The 17,026-nt window shown below is 69.5% G+C and carries 11 protein-coding genes and 1 riboswitch; of the genes, 7 read left to right on the top strand and 4 right to left on the bottom strand.

Features of this window, described 5'->3' with window-relative positions:
* The first annotated feature begins 23 nt into the window (after window positions 1-23).
* Complete coding sequence (locus ACIBJG_RS04110) at window positions 24-461, top strand: SsgA family sporulation/cell division regulator (RefSeq protein WP_114245561.1); 438 nt, start codon at window positions 24-26, stop codon at window positions 459-461.
* 80 nt (window positions 462-541) lie between these two features.
* On the opposite strand, the gene ACIBJG_RS04105 is transcribed toward ACIBJG_RS04110, so the two are convergent.
* Complete coding sequence (locus tag ACIBJG_RS04105; RefSeq protein ID WP_399303677.1) at window positions 542-1,882, bottom strand: YibE/F family protein; 1,341 nt, start codon at window positions 1,880-1,882, stop codon at window positions 542-544.
* Between the two features lie 71 nt (window positions 1,883-1,953).
* Window positions 1,954-2,087, top strand: a riboswitch (TPP riboswitch).
* Here ACIBJG_RS04105 and thiC point away from each other — a divergent pair.
* Complete coding sequence (gene thiC, locus ACIBJG_RS04100) at window positions 2,080-3,879, top strand: phosphomethylpyrimidine synthase ThiC (RefSeq protein WP_399303675.1); 1,800 nt, start codon at window positions 2,080-2,082, stop codon at window positions 3,877-3,879. It overlaps the preceding riboswitch by 8 nt.
* A 102-nt stretch (window positions 3,880-3,981) precedes the next feature.
* Window positions 3,982-5,670 carry a DUF885 domain-containing protein gene (locus ACIBJG_RS04095; protein WP_399303673.1) on the top strand — a complete coding sequence of 563 codons (1,689 nt, stop codon included), beginning with the start codon at window positions 3,982-3,984 and terminating at the stop codon, window positions 5,668-5,670.
* Between the two features lie 64 nt (window positions 5,671-5,734).
* Here the strand turns inward: ACIBJG_RS04095 and ACIBJG_RS04090 are convergent, their stop codons facing one another.
* The 3 genes from ACIBJG_RS04090 to ACIBJG_RS04080 form a co-directional block, all read right to left on the bottom strand.
* Window positions 5,735-6,559 carry a hypothetical protein gene (locus ACIBJG_RS04090; protein ID WP_399303671.1) on the bottom strand — a complete coding sequence of 275 codons (825 nt, stop codon included), beginning with the start codon at window positions 6,557-6,559 and terminating at the stop codon, window positions 5,735-5,737.
* A 181-nt stretch (window positions 6,560-6,740) separates the two neighbouring features.
* Entirely contained in the window at window positions 6,741-7,799 is a 1,059-nt protein-coding gene (locus tag ACIBJG_RS04085; RefSeq protein ID WP_399303669.1) for a metallophosphoesterase, read from the bottom strand.
* 173 nt (window positions 7,800-7,972) lie between these two features.
* Window positions 7,973-9,085: a LacI family DNA-binding transcriptional regulator gene (locus ACIBJG_RS04080; protein ID WP_326737456.1), complete on the bottom strand. Its 1,113-nt coding sequence runs from the start codon at window positions 9,083-9,085 to the stop codon at window positions 7,973-7,975.
* 371 nt (window positions 9,086-9,456) lie between these two features.
* On the opposite strand from ACIBJG_RS04080, the gene hisC reads away from it, so the two are divergent.
* The 4 genes from hisC (at window position 9,457) to cydD (ending at window position 16,967) form a co-directional block, all read left to right on the top strand.
* The gene (hisC, locus tag ACIBJG_RS04075; protein ID WP_399303667.1) at window positions 9,457-10,536 is read left to right on the top strand and encodes a histidinol-phosphate transaminase; all 1,080 of its coding nucleotides are present in this window, start codon (window positions 9,457-9,459) and stop codon (window positions 10,534-10,536) included.
* A gap of 273 nt (window positions 10,537-10,809) precedes the next feature.
* Window positions 10,810-12,318 (top strand): cytochrome ubiquinol oxidase subunit I, encoded by a 1,509-nt coding sequence (locus ACIBJG_RS04070; protein WP_399303665.1) that lies wholly within the window; start codon window positions 10,810-10,812, stop codon window positions 12,316-12,318.
* 19 nt (window positions 12,319-12,337) lie between these two features.
* The gene (cydB, locus tag ACIBJG_RS04065) at window positions 12,338-13,339 is read left to right on the top strand and encodes a cytochrome d ubiquinol oxidase subunit II (protein ID WP_399303663.1); all 1,002 of its coding nucleotides are present in this window, start codon (window positions 12,338-12,340) and stop codon (window positions 13,337-13,339) included.
* A gap of 46 nt (window positions 13,340-13,385) precedes the next feature.
* Window positions 13,386-16,967, top strand: a complete 3,582-nt coding sequence (gene cydD / locus ACIBJG_RS04060; protein ID WP_399303661.1) for a thiol reductant ABC exporter subunit CydD — start codon at window positions 13,386-13,388, stop codon at window positions 16,965-16,967.
* The last annotated feature ends 59 nt before the right edge of the window (window positions 16,968-17,026 follow it).

The following is a 17,026-nucleotide window of genomic DNA, read 5'->3' as shown; positions in this document are numbered from 1 at the left end:
TTCATCTACTGCGGGGTTGAACGATGCGCGAGTCGGTTCAAGCTGAGGTCATGATGAGCTTCCTCGTCTCCGAGGAGCTCTCTTTCCGTATCCCGGTGGAGCTCCGGTACGAAGTGTGCGATCCGTACGCGATCCGGATGACCTTCCACCTGCCCGGCGACGCCCCCGTCACCTGGGCTTTCGGCCGTGAGCTGCTGCTCGACGGTCTCAACAGCCCCAGTGGTGACGGCGATGTACACATCGGACCGACCGAGCCCGAGGGGCTGTCCGACGTCCACATCCGGCTCCAGGTGGGGGCCGACCGTGCGCTCTTCAGGGCGGGTACGGCACCTCTCGTAGCGTTTCTCGACCGGACGGACAAACTCGTGCCGCTCGGTCAGGAGTGCACGCTGGGTGACTTCGAGGGCAATCTGGAAGAGGCGCTGGGGCGGATTCTGGCCGAGGAACAGAACGCCGGCTGACGAAGCCCGTGTCCTTGGCCTGCATGCCGGTCGAACAGCACACCTGCCGAACGGGTGAATCGCTCTCCGTGTCCGGACACTCAGGACTTCGTCCGGCGACGGCGCCCCCTGCCGCTCCGTACGAGTGCCGGAGCTACGGAATCCGGGGCAGGCCCGGAGCGGTCCGCGGAGACGACCAGCGCCGCGAGCGCGGTGGTCACCGGCACCGAGGCGACCAGTCCGATCGAGCCGATCAGTGTGCGCACGATCTCCTCCGCCACCAGTTCGCTGTTGGCCACCGTCCCCACGCTGCTCTGGGCGATCGAGAACAGCAGCAGCAACGGAAGCGCGGCGCCCGCATAGGCGAGCACCAGGGTGTTGACCACCGAGGCGATGTGGTCGCGCCCGATCCTGATCCCTGCCCGGTAGAGCTTCTTCGCACTCATCGTCGGGTCGGCCTGGTGCAGTTCCCAGACGGCCGAGGTCTGGGTGACCGTCACGTCGTCGAGCACCCCCAGGGAGCCGATGATGACTCCGGCCAGCAGCAGCCCGCTCATGTCGATGTGCGGATACAGGCCATGGATGAGGCCGGTGTTGTCGTCGGTGTTCCCGCTCAGACTCGCCCAGCCGATGAAGAGCGAGCCGAGCAGCCCGATCAGGAGCAGTGAGATCAGGGTGCCGATGACGGCGACCGAGGTGCGGGCCGTCAGCCCGTGGCAGATGTAGAGCGCGATCAGCATGATGGCGCTCGCACCGACGACCGCCACGACCAGCGGGTTCGATCCCTGCAGGATGGCCGGAAGGATGAACAGGGTCAGGACGGCGAACGACAGGGCGAGCGCCACCAGGGCCATCACCCCGCGCATTCTGCCCACGGCGACGACCACCAGCGCGAAGATCCCGGCCAGCAGCATCAACGGGAACTTCCGGTTCACGTCGGTGACGGAGTACTGGAGGTCATGGGGCGCGTCGGGGGCGTACGCGACGACCACCCCCTGTCCCTCCCGCAGCTGCCGTGGCGCGTCGGGCTGGACGACCTCGACGAACTTCCGGCCCTTGTCCTGCCCGCTCGTGATCTCGACGGTGGCCTTCTTGCAGAGGGCGGCCCCGTCGTCCCCCCCGGCCTGCTCGCCCGTGGGTGGCGCGGTCTCGCCGCTGATGGGCAGCTGGGAGGCGTTCACGTCCTTGCAGTCGATCTTGCCGATGTTCACCACCTTGCCCTGTTGGGTCTGCCGGTCGAAACCGACACCGGTGCGCTCGTGCGCCGGCGCACCACCGGGCCAGAGGACCACGAGCCCGACGACGACCGCGGCCGCGAACGGGATCAGCACGGCGGCGATCACCTTGCGCAGATGGCTGGACACGGGAGCGGCGGGGCCGTGGCTGTGGGAGTGCGCGTGCTGATGGTCCTGCGGTTCGGGGTCGCTATGAGGGGACGTCACCGGCCGATCATCGCAAGAAGAGGAGGGGCCCTCTGTTCAGCTCGCCAGCATGGGCGCTAGCGTGGTGGCACCTTTGCACACGCGGGAGCTCGGAGCACCGGGCTGAGAGGGCGCTGATCTCCGTACGTCCGTACGGGACAGGCTGCGCCGACCGCCGAACCTGTTACCGGGTAATGCCGGCGTAGGGAGTAGGTCTCATGACCACATCGGACGCACGCACGCCTGCCTCGAACCAGAGCGACGAGGCCGGGAAGTCCATCGGCTGGCACAAGGGATACGTCCAGGGTTCACGCCCGGACCTCCGCGTGCCGATCCGTCAGGTGCACCTCACCAACGGCAAGGACGTGACGCTGTACGACACGTCGGGGCCGTACACCGATCCCACCACCGAGACCGATGTCCGCCGGGGGCTGGCGCCTCTGCGGGAGAACTGGATCATCGCCCGCGGCGACACCGAGGAGTACACGGGACGCCCCGGGCGCCCCGAGGACGACGGGCTCAAGCACACCTCGCCGCGCGGTGGGCTGCGCAATCTGGACGCGGTCTTCCCCGGCCGCCCCCGCCAGCCGCGGCGCAGCCGGGACGGCCGTCCCGTCACCCAGCTCGCGTACGCCCGCCGGGGCGAGATCACCCCGGAGATGGAGTACGTCGCGATCCGGGAGAACGTCGAGTCCGAGGTGGTGCGTGAGGAGATCGCCGCCGGCCGGGCGGTGCTCCCGGCCAACGTCAACCACCCGGAGACCGAGCCGATGATCATCGGCAAGCGGTTCCTGGTGAAGGTGAACGCCAACATCGGCAACTCCGCGGTCTCGTCCTCCATCGAGGAGGAGGTGGACAAGATGACCTGGGCGACCAAGTGGGGCGCCGACACGGTCATGGATCTGTCCACCGGACGCAACATCCACACCACCCGTGAGTGGGTTCTTCGCAACTCCCCCGTGCCGATCGGCACCGTGCCGCTCTACCAGGCCCTGGAGAAGGTCGACGGCAAGGCGGAGGAACTGACCTGGGAGGTCTACAAGGACACCGTCATCGAGCAGGCCGAGCAGGGCGTCGACTACATGACGGTGCACGCCGGCGTGCGCCTGCCGTACGTACCGCTGACGGCCCGTCGCAAGACCGGAATCGTCTCCCGGGGCGGCTCGATCATGGCGGCGTGGTGTCTGGCGCACCACAAGGAGTCGTTCCTCTACGAGAACTTCGAGGAGCTCTGCGAGATCCTCGCCTCGTACGACGTGACGTACTCCCTGGGCGACGGGCTGCGGCCCGGGTCGATCGCGGACGCCAACGACGAGGCCCAGTTCGCGGAGCTGCGTACGCTCGGCGAACTGAACACGGTCGCGAAGCGGTTCGGTGTCCAGACCATGATCGAGGGCCCGGGCCACGTCCCGATGCACAAGATCAAGGAGAACATCGACCTCCAGCAGGAGATCTGCGAGGAAGCGCCGTTCTACACGCTCGGCCCGCTGACGACCGATGTGGCGCCGGCGTACGACCACATCACCTCGGGCATCGGCGCCGCGATGATCGCCTGGTGGGGGACGGCGATGCTCTGCTACGTGACGCCCAAGGAGCACCTCGGTCTGCCCAACCGGGACGACGTGAAGACCGGGGTCATCACGTACAAGATCGCGGCCCATGCGGCGGACCTCGCCAAGGGGCACCCGGGGGCGCAGGACTGGGACGACGCGCTGTCGGACGCCCGGTTCGAGTTCCGCTGGGAGGACCAGTTCAATCTGGCGCTCGACCCGGACACGGCCCGGGAGTTCCATGACGAGACGTTGCCTGCCGAACCGGCGAAGACGGCCCACTTCTGCTCGATGTGCGGTCCGAAGTTCTGCTCGATGAAGATCTCCCAGAAGATCCGTGACGAGCATGGCGACGGGGCCACGGCCGTCCCCACCGAATTCGACGCGGAGGCGCTGGCCGGCATGGCGGTGAAGTCCGAGGAGTTCGCGGCCCGGGGAAACCGGGTGTACCTCCCGGTGACGGACTGACGCCTGCACGCGTACGCGCTGTTCCTGACGGCCTCGAAGGGCCGTCCGGAACAGCGCCCGAAGGCCTGGAGGATTGATCCGACGGCGCGTCAAGATGTGTCCATGGCAAATGAATCGCTCACCCCGCGCGGCATCGCCGACAGTCACCTCGACCAAGTGGCCGCACACGATCCGATGACCTCCGCATGGCTGGGCCTGAACCCGGGCGACGACCGGCAACCGGACCTCTCGCCTGAGGGCTTCGAGGCCCATGCCCAGCTGGCCCGCCGCAGTCTCACCGCACTCGACGCCGCCCACGTACCGGACGACCCCGCTGAACAGGCGTGCGCCCGGCTGCTGCGGGAACGCCTCACCGCCGAGCTCGCGATGCACGACACCGGCGAGAACTACCGGCAGCTGCGCACGGTGGGCGCGCACGTGGACCAGGTGCGGGCGATATTCACCCTCATGCCCACGACCACCGACGAGGACTGGGCGGCGGTGGCCGGACGGCTGCGCAACCTCCCCGGAGCGCTGGACGGCTACCGGGACACCCTCACCCGGGGGATCTCCCGCGGTCTGCTCGCCGCTCCCCGGCAGGCCGTGGGGGTGATCGGCCAGCTCGCCGACTGGACCGGGGAGTCCGCCGGACAGGCGGCGAGCGGCGCGGGCTGGTTCGCCGGCTTCGTCGCGGACGGCACCGACCGGATGCGCCCCGAACTGGACGATGCCGCCCGCCGGGCCACCCGCGCCGTCTCCGAGTTCCGCGACTGGCTGCGCGACACCTACGTCCCCGCCGCTGCGGACACCCCGGACGCGGTGGGCCGGGAGCGCTACCTGCGTGCCGCCCGCTACAACACCGGCGCCGAACTCGATCTGGACGAGGCCTACGACTGGGCCTGGGACGAGTTCCACCGGACGCTCGCCGAGATGCGCGTAGAGGCCGAGCGCGTCCTGCCCGGCGCCGGTCTCCTTGAGGTCATGCACCACCTGGAGGAGCACGGTCACGCGCTCAAGGGCGAGGAGGCCGCCCGCGACTGGTTGCAGCAGCTGATGGACGAGGCGATAAGCACCCTCGACGGCCGTCACTTCGACCTCTCCGGGCCGCTCCGCGAGGTCGAGTCCCGGATGGCGCCCGCAGGCAGCGCATCCGGCCCCTACTACCAGGGCCCGAGCCTCGACTTCAGCCGCCCGGGACGCACCTATCTGCCCACCCTGGAGCAGGGTACGTATCCGACCTGGCAGCTCGTCAGCATCTGGTACCACGAGGGCGTCCCCGGACATCACCTGCAGCTCGCCCAATGGGTCGCGGCCGCCGACCGGCTCAGCCGCTACCAGGTGACGGAAGGCATGGTCAGCGCCAACATCGAGGGCTGGGCCCTGTACGCCGAGCGTTTCATGGACGACCTGGGCTACTTCGTGGACCCCGCGCGCCGCCTCGGCTTCCTGGACGGACAGATGCTGCGCACCATCCGGGTGATCATCGACATCGGCATGCACCTCGGACTCGCCGTCCCCACCGATTCCGGCTTCCACCCCGGTGAGCGCTGGACGGGGGCCCTCGCCGCGGAGTTCATGGCCACCTACAACGGCAGCCCGGCGGCCCGTCGTCACGCCGAGATCGACCGCTACCTCGGCTGGCCCGGCCAGGCCATCGGCTACAAGCTCGGCGAACGCGCCTGGCTCCAGGGACGCGAGGCGGCGAAGCGACGCCATGGTGCGGCCTTCGACCTCAAGGCCTGGCACATGAAGGCGCTGTCCCAAGGCTCGTTGGGCCTCGACGACCTGGTCGGCAACCTGGCGGCGCTGTAGGCCGGGACCGACCGGTGCCATGCCCGGGAGAGCCGTCGCCGGACCTCTCGTGCACCGGCCGAGGTCAGTCCAGCTCGTGCTCCGGCCCGCCGAAGTCGGGGCTGGTGAAGTCCGGGCTGGTGAACGTCGGGCGGGGTGCGGCGGCCGGGCCGTCGTCCGGGCTGGAGAAGTCCGGTCTGCTGTAGCCGATCTTCGGGATGCGGTTGGCCGAGCGGTGCGGGACGCGCGCGGCCGGGGCGGCCCCGGGGTCGGCGAGGGCGTCCCGCAGGAACGGCAGGATGCCACGTTCCAGCAGGGCGTGCCGCCAGGCCTCTCTGGCGCGCGCCACATCCTCCGGCAGTTCCTCGCCCTGCTCCTCGGCGCCCACTGAGGTCGAGCCGTTGCGCAGAGCCGTGATGAGGAGACCGACCGCGGCGACGAGGATGGCGGCTGCGGTGGCCGCCACGAAGAACCAGCCTGCGCCGACCATGGTGCGGGCGAACGACGGGGGCGGGTCGAGCGCCTTCAGGATGTAGCCGATGAGCAGGAAGATCACCGCGGCGGTGCCCGCCAGCACCGGCGCCAGGGCGGTGATGACGACTCCTATGCCGGCGCCCGACTGGCGGGCGCCGTTCGTGCCGTTGTCCGGGTCACCGTCCTCGTCCGTGCCCGTGGCCGCGGCGCGGATCTCCTCGCGGGCCTTCACGTAGTGCTCGTACTCGGTGGCGGCCGCGGCGGTGATCAGCGCGGTGGCCGCCATCGCCATGGTGCGCAGCTGCACCGGATTGAGCCGTTCACCGACAGCGGCCAGATCCGGTCGTTCATGGGCGTGACGCAGTGCGTCGTCGAGGATCCGCTCGTACTCGGGTCGGTCCTCGGTCAGCAGGTGCGGAGCGCTGTTCATGTGCATCCCCCGATGCTCCGTAGGGCCTGTGTGCCCGCTCGAACCGGGCAGTCGGGCGGAAACGGAGGAGAGCCTGCTACTGGTACGCCGATGGTAGAGCGCCCACGGCACGGGGTGACAGGGGGTTTCCGTAAATAGGCCCAGTGGTCGGCGTGTTCAGGTCGGGATGCGTCTTCCCCGAAGAACGTCAGTCATGCAGCGGGAGTTGGACGACCAGTAGCTTTCCGGCCATGGTCACTCCGCCGTCCATGGCGATGGCGAGCCCGTCCGCGTACACGTGCGGACCGTCCACCAGTGGCCCCGACCTGTCCTCGCCGTCCTCGGAGCCGACCTCGCCCAGAAGGTAGGGAATGGGGCTGTGACCATGGACGACGCGGCGGCCGCCATAGGCCGCCATGAGCTCCTGTACGGCCTGTGGACCCGCTTCGTCGCGGAAGGCGAACCGCTTGGTCAGCTTGCGGAAGAGGTCCCAGCACTCATCGGCGTCGTTCCGCGTGAGAATGGCGTGCACTGTGTCGTTGACGTCCTCGATGGTGGAGCCGTAATCGAGGTACGCCGTCGTGTCCGAGTGCATCAGGAGGTGCTCGTCCTCCTCGACGACGGCGTCGAGCCGGGACATCCACTGGAGGTGGACGTCCTGGAGCCGCTCCATGTCCGTCTTCTGGCCGCCGTTGAGCAGCCAGGCCGCCTGGAAGGTGGCGGTCCCGGCGCCGGAGTTGACGGGGGTGTCGCCGAACCGCTTGGCGCCGATGAGCAGCAGTTCGTGGTTGCCCATCAGGGCCTTGCAGTAGCCGCCGGCGGCCGCGGCCTCCGCGGAGAGCCGCATCACGAGGTCGATGACGCCGATCCCGTCCGGCCCCCGGTCGGTGAAGTCGCCGAGGAACCAGAGTCGCGCGTTGCCCGCGGCCCAGTTGCCCTCGGCGTCGATCAGGTCCTGCTCGGCGAGGGCGGCGAGGAGCTCGTCCAGATAGCCGTGGACGTCACCGACGACGTACAGCGGTCCGAGCCCCGGCTCCTGTGCGGGCCGCGGGTCGGGCACGGCCCGTACCCGGACGGTGTCCTCGCGGCTGATCACCGGCAGGTCGCGCGCGGTCGGTGTGTACCCCTCCGGCGGCTCGCCCCCCGGGAAGCCGTTGCCCGGGTGCGGTGGGGCGGGCGGCGCAGGGGACTGCGCATAGGGCGGTACGCGGAAGTCGCGCAACGTCGCCGTCCGCACCACGGGTTCCTGACCGGCCCCCTGTGTCATCGACCCCTCCACCACCGTCGCGCCGCCGTACACCTGACGGGCCCTGCTGGTCGGGGTGGTCCGCGGTGTCGTGCGCCCATCATAGGAATGAGGATCGTGCTCTGTGACGCACCAGGGGTGGTGAATCCGCGCGCACGCCAGGTTCCTCGGTTGATTCGTCCCAATTGGCCTGATCAATCCCCTGCCGGGGAGCGCGGCGCGCTGACGGTGGTGCGTGGTGGACGGCGTTGCGAGGAGGTCCGGACGATGAGTTCCGTCGGTATGACCTGTTCCACCGGCCCGTCCTGGTCGACGCCTTCGATGGCGTCGATGAGCAGCTGGACGACCGCCGTGCCGATGCGGCGTGGTTTGAGCGAGAGCGTGGTGATGGGCGGCTCGGTCGTCGCGTACACGGTGGACTCGCTGCAGCAGACCAGCAGCAGGTCCTCCGGGACGCGCAGGCCGTACCTGCGGGCGGCCGCCAGCAGATCCGTCCCATTGGGGTCGAAGAGGCCGTAGACGGCGTCCGGGCGGTCCGGACGGGCCAGCAGGCGGTCCGCTGCCACCGCGCCCGCGCACGGGTCGTGAGCGGGGTACGACTCGTACACCGGGTCCTGGCCGACCCGCTCGCACCAGTGGAGGTACGCGGTGGTGGAGAGTCGGGTGTACGTGTCGGTGGTGGTGCCGGTGAGCAAGCCGATGCGGCGCGCCCCGGCGGCGGCGAGGTGGTCGAGGAGGTCGAGGACGGCGGCCCGGTGGTCGTTGTCCACCCAGGCGGTGACCGGGAGGGTCCCGGCGGGCCTGCCGTCGGAGACGACGGGCAGCCCCTGGCGTACGAGTTCGGTGACGACCGGGTCCTGGTCGGAAGGGTCGATCACGACGGTGCCGTCGAGCGCGACGTTCGACCAGACGTCGTGGCGTGAGGTGGCGGGGAGGATGACGAGGGCGTAGCCGCGGGCGAGTGCGGCGGAGGTGGCGGCTCTGGCCATCTCGGCGAAGTACGCGAATTCGGTGAAGGTGAAAGGTTCATCCCCGTAGGTCGTCACGGTCAGGCCGATGAGGCCGGACTTGCCGGTACGGAGCGTTCGGGCCGCGGCGGAAGGGCGATAGCCCAGGCGCTCAGCGACCTCGCGGACATGGCTGCGGGTGGCGTCCGGGAGCCGGCCCTTGCCGTTGAGCGCGTCGGAGACGGTCGTGATGGAGACCCCGGCGGCGGCGGCCACGTCCCGGATTCCTGCTCGTCCCTGCCTGCCGCCGCGCCGGGGGGTCTCCGTCCGGCTCACCTGGTGCTTCCCTGCTGCTGTCATGGCGAGCCGATAGTAGGGCTCGGGCGGGCACTTGGCCCGGTCGCATATTCACTCGTTGACAGGCACGTTTCTGCATGGTCATCGGGTGTCAATCGCCTTGCTAAGCAAGGGTGTTACCGGGTTCGCCCATCATGTGTCACGTGTTGTGCCGGATGGGCCTGCCGAAAGGTGGATGTCTCGAAGAGGTCTCAACTCACCTCTTCGGGGGACGCGCGCCACGGAGTGAGCCACCGGCGCGCGCCACGGCGCGGAGCGCTCCCCCTCATTCCGGCACTCACCCGGCGAATCCACGGTCCTGCCATTCGCGGCAGCGCTCAATCCTCTTATGGTGTGCAGTATTGATGTGTAGGGACGGTCGAGGAGGACCTGCGGTGAGCGAGACGAACCCCAAGCTGCGTGCCGAACTGGATGGCGTCCCCGCCTATGTGCCGGGCAAGCCGGCCGCGGCCGGCGGGCCGGTCGCGTTCAAGTTGTCCTCCAACGAGAATCCGTATCCGCCGCTGCCGGGGGTGATGGAGTCCGCGCTGGCCGCGGCCGCGCAATTCAACCGGTACCCGGACATGGCCTGCACCGGTCTGATGAACGAGCTGTCCGACCGTTTCGGTGTGCCTCTCTCGCATCTGGCCACCGGCACCGGTTCGGTCGGCGTGGCCCAGCAGCTCCTGCAGGCCACCTCGGGCCCGGGCGACGAGGTCATCTACGCCTGGCGTTCCTTCGAGGCGTACCCGATCATCACCCAGGTCAGCGGTGCGACGTCGGTGAAGGTGCCGCTGACCGACGGCGAGGTGCACGATCTGGACGCGATGGCGGACGCGATCACCGACCGCACCCGGATGATCTTCGTCTGCAACCCGAACAACCCGACCGGCACCGTGGTGCGCCGGGCGGAGCTGGAGCGGTTCCTGGACCGGGTGCCGGGGGATGTGCTCGTGGTGCTGGACGAGGCGTACAAGGAGTTCATCCGCGACGCCGAGGTTCCCGACGGCATCGAGATCTACCGTGACCGGCCCAATGTGGCGGTGCTGCGGACGTTCTCCAAGGCATACGGTCTGGCCGGGCTGCGGGTCGGCTTCGCCGTGGCCCATGAGCCGGTGGCGGCCGCGCTGCGCAAGACGGCGGTGCCGTTCGGCGTCAGCCAGGTCGCCCAGGACGCGGCCGTGGCCTCGCTGCGGGCGGAGGACGAACTCCTGGGCCGCGTGGGTTCCCTGGTGTGCGAGCGGCAGCGGGTGCACGAGACGCTGGTGCGGCAGGGCTGGACGGTGCCCGAGTCCCAGGCCAACTTCGTCTGGCTGCGGCTGGGGGACCGTACGGCCGACTTCGCCGCGGTCTGCGAGAAGGCCGGTGTGGTGGTCAGGCCGTTCGCGGGTGAGGGCGTGCGGGTCTCGATCGGTGAGGACGAGGCGAACGACCTGTTCCTGAAGGTGACGGAGTCGTACCGCAAGAAGCTGTAGCGCCGGCACTCCTTGCCGGCCGGCCCCGTCTCTCGTTCGCGAGGTGCGGGGCCGTTTGCGTGGGCGGACGTGGGGCGGCGGGATGTCTGCTTCGGGGGGAATGATCGCTACGTCCCGGAGGGGTACCCCGGTCTTACCTTCCGAAAGCCTGTGCGCCATAATTGCTTGTGAATGTGAACGCGTTCACAAGCGTGTCCTGCTTCCTCCCGTGTTCAGTCGGATTTACAGGACAAACTGCCGGTGCAAACGGCGGCGACGTAAGGAGAAGACGACGTGGAGCTGGCTCTGGCGCCGGAGACCCTGGCGCGATGGCAGTTCGGAACGACCACCGTCTACCACTTCCTCTTCGTTCCCCTGACGATCTCTCTCGCCGCGCTCACCGCCGGCCTGCAGACCGCCTGGGTGCGGACCAACAAGGAGAAGTACCTCAAGGCCACCAAGTTCTGGGGAAAGCTCTTCCTGATCAACATCGCCATGGGTGTCGTCACCGGCATCGTCCAGGAGTTCCAGTTCGGCATGAACTGGTCCGACTACTCGCGGTTCGTCGGCGACATCTTCGGTGCCCCGCTCGCGTTCGAGGCACTGATCGCGTTCTTCTTCGAGTCCACCTTCATCGGGCTGTGGATCTTTGGCTGGGACAAGCTGCCCAAGAAGATCCATCTCGCCTGCATCTGGATGGTCTCGATCGGCACCATCCTCTCCGCGTACTTCATCCTGGCCGCGAACTCCTGGATGCAGCACCCGGTGGGCTACCGGATCAACAAGGAACGCGGGCGCGCCGAGCTCACCGACTTCTGGCACGTGCTCACGCAGAACACCGCGCTCGCCCAGTTCTTCCACACCATCACGGCGGCCTTCCTGGTCGGCGGGGCGTTCATGGTCGGCATCGCCGCCTTCCACCTGGCGCGCAAGAAGCACATCCCGGTGATGCGGACCTCGCTGCGGCTGGGGCTGATCACCATCGTGATCTCGGGACTTCTGACCGCCGTCAGCGGAGACCAGCTCGGCAAGGTGATGTTCAAGCAGCAGCCGATGAAGATGGCGGCGGCCGAGGCGCTGTGGGACGGGCAGAACTCCGCGCCCTTCTCGATCTTCGCGTACGGAGATGTCAGCAAGGGGCACAACTCCGTCGAGATCTCGGTCCCCGGGATACTGTCCTTCCTCGCCGACGACAACTTCAACTCGTACGTCCCCGGCATCAACGACATCAACAAGGCCGAGCAGGAACGCTTTGGGCCCGGCGACTACCGGCCCAACATCCCCGTCGCCTTCTGGAGCTTCCGGTGGATGATCGGCTTCGGCATGGCGTCCTTCGGCCTCGGGATCCTAGGACTGTGGCTGACCCGGAAGAAGTTCATGCTGCCGCCGGGGATGCGCACCGGTGAGGACGAGGTGCCGCATCTGGTCCTGTTCAAGAACAAGGCGCTGAGCCCCAAGCTCGCCAAGTGCTACTGGATCGTCGCGCTGTGGACCCTGCTCTTCCCGCTGATCGCCAACTCCTGGGGCTGGATCTTCACCGAGATGGGCCGTCAGCCCTGGGTCGTCTACGGAGTTCTGCAGACCCGTGACGCGGTCTCTCCCGGCGTCTCGCAGGGCGAGGTGCTCACCTCGATGATCCTGTTCACGACGCTCTACGCGGTGCTCGCCGTCATCGAGGTCAAGCTGCTCGTGAAGTACATCAAGGCCGGCCCGCCGGAGCTCACCGACGCCGACCTCAACCCGCCCACCAGGATCGGCGGCGACCACGACGACGCCGACCGGCCCATGGCCTTCTCCTACTGAGAGCACAGGGAGCCGAGAGATGGAACTCCACGACGTCTGGTTCGTGCTCATCGCCGTTCTCTGGACCGGCTACTTCTTCCTGGAGGGATTCGACTTCGGGATCGGTGTCCTGACCAAGCTGCTGGCGCGGGACCGGAAGGAACGGCGGGTCCTGATCAACACGATCGGGCCCGTCTGGGACGGCAACGAGGTCTGGCTGCTCAGCGCCGGCGGAGCGACCTTCGCCGCGTTTCCCGAGTGGTACGCCACGCTGTTCTCCGGCTTCTACCTGCCGCTGCTGATCATCCTGCTCTGCCTGATCGTGCGGGGTGTGGCCTTCGAGTACCGGGCGAAGCGGCCCGAGGCGAAGTGGCAGACCAACTGGGAGCACGCGATCTTCTGGACCTCGCTGATCCCGGCCCTGCTCTGGGGCGTGGCCTTCGGGAACATCGTCCGCGGCGTGAAGATCGACGCGGACATGGAGTACGTGGGCAACTTCTGGGACCTGCTCAATCCGTACGCGATCCTCGGCGGACTGGTCACGCTCACCCTCTTCACCTTCCACGGAGCGGTGTTCGCCGGGCTCAAGACGGTCGGCGACATCCGCGCCCGGGCGCGCAGGCTGGCGCTGAAGCTGGGCGCGGTCACCGCGGTTCTCGCTCTGGGGTTCCTGATCTGGACCCAGATCGACAACGGGGACGGCTGGAGCCTGATCGCGATGATCGTCGCCGCGGTGGCCCTGGTCGCAGCGATCGGAGCCATTGCGGCGGGGCGCGAGGGCTGGTCCTTCGCCTTCTCCGGGGTGACCATCGCGGCCGCGGTCGCGATGTTGTTCCTGACGCTCTTCCCGAACGTCATGCCGTCCTCGCTGAACGACGCCTGGAGCCTCACGGTCACCAACGCCTCGTCCAGCCCGTACACGCTGAAGATCATGACCTGGTGCGCGGGGATCGCCACTCCGGTCGTCCTGCTCTACCAGGGCTGGACGTACTGGGTGTTCCGCAAGCGGATCGGTACGCAGCACATCGCCGACGCGCACTGAACGCAGTGAGTGCCTTGACCGAGCCGAACCCCATGGGGTGTTTCACGTGAAACCGATCGATCCGCGTCTGCTCCGTCACGCCCGTGCCACCCGCCTGTTCCTGGCAGCGGTGGTGGCACTCGGGGTGGCCGGAGCGGCGTTGGTCATCGCCCAGGCCATGCTCGTCGCCGAAGTGGTGGTGGGCGGCTTCGAGAAAGGTCTCACCGGTACGGAGCTGCGCACGCCGCTCCTTCTGCTTGCCGCGGTCGCACTCGGCCGGGCCCTGGTCTCCTGGCTCACCGAACTGGCCGCCTACCGGGCCGGTGCGGCCGTCAAGTCCGAACTGCGCGGGCGCCTGCTCGCCCGGGCGGCAGAGCTGGGACCGGACTGGCTCGGCGGGCAGCGCACCGGCTCGCTGGTGGCTCTCGCCACCCGGGGAATCGACGCGCTCGACGACTACTTCGCGCGCTACCTTCCGCAGCTCGGACTCGCGGTGGTGGTTCCGGTGGCGGTGCTGGCCAGGGTCGTCACCGAGGACTGGATCTCGGCGGCGATCATCGTCGTCACGCTGCCGCTCATCCCGCTCTTCATGATCCTGATCGGCTGGGCGACCCAGTCGCGGATGGACCGGCAGTGGCGACTGCTCTCCCGGCTCTCCGGGCACTTCCTCGACGTGGTCGCGGGCCTGCCGACGCTGAAGGTCTTCGGCCGGGCCAAGGCCCAGGCCGAGTCCATCCGCACCATCACCTCGCAGTACCGGCAGGCCACCCTGCGCACCCTGCGGATCGCCTTCCTGTCGTCGTTCGCCCTGGAACTCCTGGCGACGCTGTCGGTGGCGCTCGTCGCCGTGACCATCGGTATGCGGCTCGTGCACGGCGAACTCGACCTCTACACCGGTCTGGTGGTGCTGATCCTCGCGCCCGAGGCCTATCTGCCGATCCGGCAGGTGGGTGCGCAGTACCACGCGGCGGCCGAGGGACTCTCGGCCGCGGAGGAGATCTTCGCCGTCCTGGAGACCGAGCCGCGCACGGGCGGTACGCAGGACGTCCCCGGCTCGCTGCGGCTGGAGCTGGAAGACGTGACCGTCCGGCACACCGGGCGCACCGAACCCTCGCTCGCCGCGGCCTCGCTGGTGGTCGACGAGGGGGAGACCGTCGCGCTGGTCGGTCCGAGCGGCGTCGGCAAGTCCACCCTGCTGAACGTGGTGCTGGGATTCGTGGAGCCCGACGAGGGCCGGGTGAGGGTCGGCGGGACCGATCTGGCTGCGCTCTCCCCCGAGCGCTGGCGCGAGCGGATCGCCTGGGTGCCGCAGCGCCCGCACCTCTTCGCGGGCACGATCGCGGAGAACGTCCGGCTGGCCAGGCCGGGGGCGGACGACAGCGCGGTGACGGCCGCGCTGCGCGACGCCGGGGCGTACGACTTCGTGACGGCGCTGCCGGACGGCGCCGGCACGCTCATCGGTGAGGACGGTGCGGGGCTCTCCGCCGGGCAGCGCCAGCGGATCGCGCTCGCCCGGGCGTTCCTCGCCGACCGGCCGGTACTGCTGCTCGACGAGCCGACGGCGAGCCTGGACGGTGAGTCGGAGGCAGGCATCGTCGAGGCGGTACGACGGCTGGCTGTGGGCCGGACCGTGCTGCTCGTCGTGCACCGGCCGGCGCTTCTGTCGGTGGCCGACCGGGTGGTGAAGCTGGCGCCGGCCGGAGTGGCCGAGCGGGTGGCGGATGTGGCATCGGTCGCGGTGCAGGATGTGGCATCGGTCGCGGGGGCGGATCCGATGGGTGCGCGGGGAGCCGTCGTGGTGCCGGAGCCGGGCCAACGAACCGTCGCCGCGGCGCCCGAGCCGTCGGGTGGACCGGAGGTGCTGCGGGACACGACAGCGGGGGCCGGGCACGTGCTCACCCGGGTGAGGGAGGCCGCCGGCGCACAGCGCGGCAGGCTGCTGCTGGCTCTGTTGCTGGGAAGTCTCGCGCTGGGTTCGGCCGTCGGGCTCATGGCTGTTTCCGGCTGGCTGATCTCCCGCGCCTCCGAACAGCCCCCGGTGCTTTATCTGATGGTGGCTGTGACGGCGACCCGTGCGTTCGGTATCGGGCGGGCGGTCTTCCGCTATGCCGAGCGCCTCGTCTCGCACGACGCCGTGCTCCGGATGCTCGCGGAGCTCCGCGTCGGCGTCTACCGAAGCCTGGAGCGCATCGCGCCCGCGGGGCTGCGCCGGACCCGCCGGGGAGACCTGCTCTCGCGGCTCGTCGCCGATGTGGACGCCCTTCAGGACTACTGGCTGCGGTGGCTGCTGCCCGCGGGGACCGCGGTGGTCGTGGGCGCGGGAGCCGCCGGCTTCACCGCTTGGCTGCTGCCCGAGGCGGGCCTCGTGCTGGCCGCCGGACTGGTGCTGGCCGGGGTTGGCGTCCCGCTCGTCAGCGGAGCCTGCGCCCGGCACGCGGAGCGCCGCCTGGCGCCCGCCCGGGCCGATCTGGCCACCCGGGTCACCGACCTGCTCGGCGGGACCGCCGAGCTGACCGTCGCGGGTGCGCTTCCGGGGCGCCTGGCCCGGACCCGGGAGGCCGACGGGGTGCTGACCCGGATCGCCGCCCGCGCGGCGACCGCCACCGCGCTCGGCGGCGGCCTCGGCGCCCTGGTCGCCGGCCTCACGGTGGTCGCGGCCGCCCTCGTCGCCCTTCCCGCGGTGGCCGACGGCAGGCTGGCCGGGGTGGAACTCGCCGTGGTCGTCCTCACCCCACTGGCCGCCTTCGAAGCCGTGACCGCTCTGCCGCTCGCCGTGCAGTACCGGCAGCGGGTCAGGCGGAGCGCGGAGCGGGTGTTCGAGGTGCTGGACGCCCCGGTGCCGGTGGAGGAACCCGCCGCCCCGGCCGAGGCTCCCGCGTCGCCCTTTCCCCTGGAGGTCCGGGGCCTGTCCGCCCGGTACGCGGGAGCCGGCCACGATGCGCTGGACTCCGTCGACCTCACGCTGGAGGCCGGCCGGCGCATCGCGGTGGTGGGCTCGTCCGGTTCCGGGAAGACCACGCTGGCCCAGGTCCTGCTCCGCTTCCTGGACGCGCGGACGGGGACGTACCGGCTCGGCGGGGTGGATGCGTCCGCGCTGGACGGGGACACGGTCCGGCGCTTCGTCGGCCTCTGTGCCCAGGACGCCCACATCTTCGACAGCTCCATCCGGGAGAACCTGCGGCTGGCCCGTACCGGTGCGACGGACGGCGAACTGCTCGACGCCCTCGGGCGGGCCCGGCTGCTCGACTGGGCGCAGGCGTTGCCGGACGGTCTGGACACGCTGGTCGGTGAGCACGGTGCCCGCCTGTCCGGCGGTCAGCGTCAGCGGCTCGCGCTGGCCCGGGCGCTCCTCGCGGACTTCCCCGTACTGGTCCTGGACGAGCCGGCCGAGCACCTCGACCTGGCTACGGCCGACGCCCTGACCGCGGACCTGCTGGCGGCCACTCAGGGGCGTACGACCGTACTGATCACCCACCGTCTCGAAGGGCTGGACGCCGTCGACGAGGTGGTGGTGCTGGAGGCGGGCGCCGTCGTGCAGCGCGGCCCGTACGACGCCCTCGTAGCGGTGGACGGACCGTTGCGGCGGATGCTGGAGCGTGAACGGGAGACCACGGTCGGTTTGGATGAGCCGGTGGGTGCGCGTGCCTGAGAATCCGTACTGCCTCTGGATCTCGACTTTCCCCCCGAAAAAGGACTAACTACGCTCTG

Source organism: Streptomyces sp. NPDC050422 (genome assembly GCF_044458665.1).
Taxonomy (GTDB): Bacteria; Actinomycetota; Actinomycetes; order Streptomycetales; family Streptomycetaceae; genus Streptomyces.
Note: the sequence above shows the minus strand (reverse complement) of the source record. Positions and strands in the feature narration are given on the sequence as shown.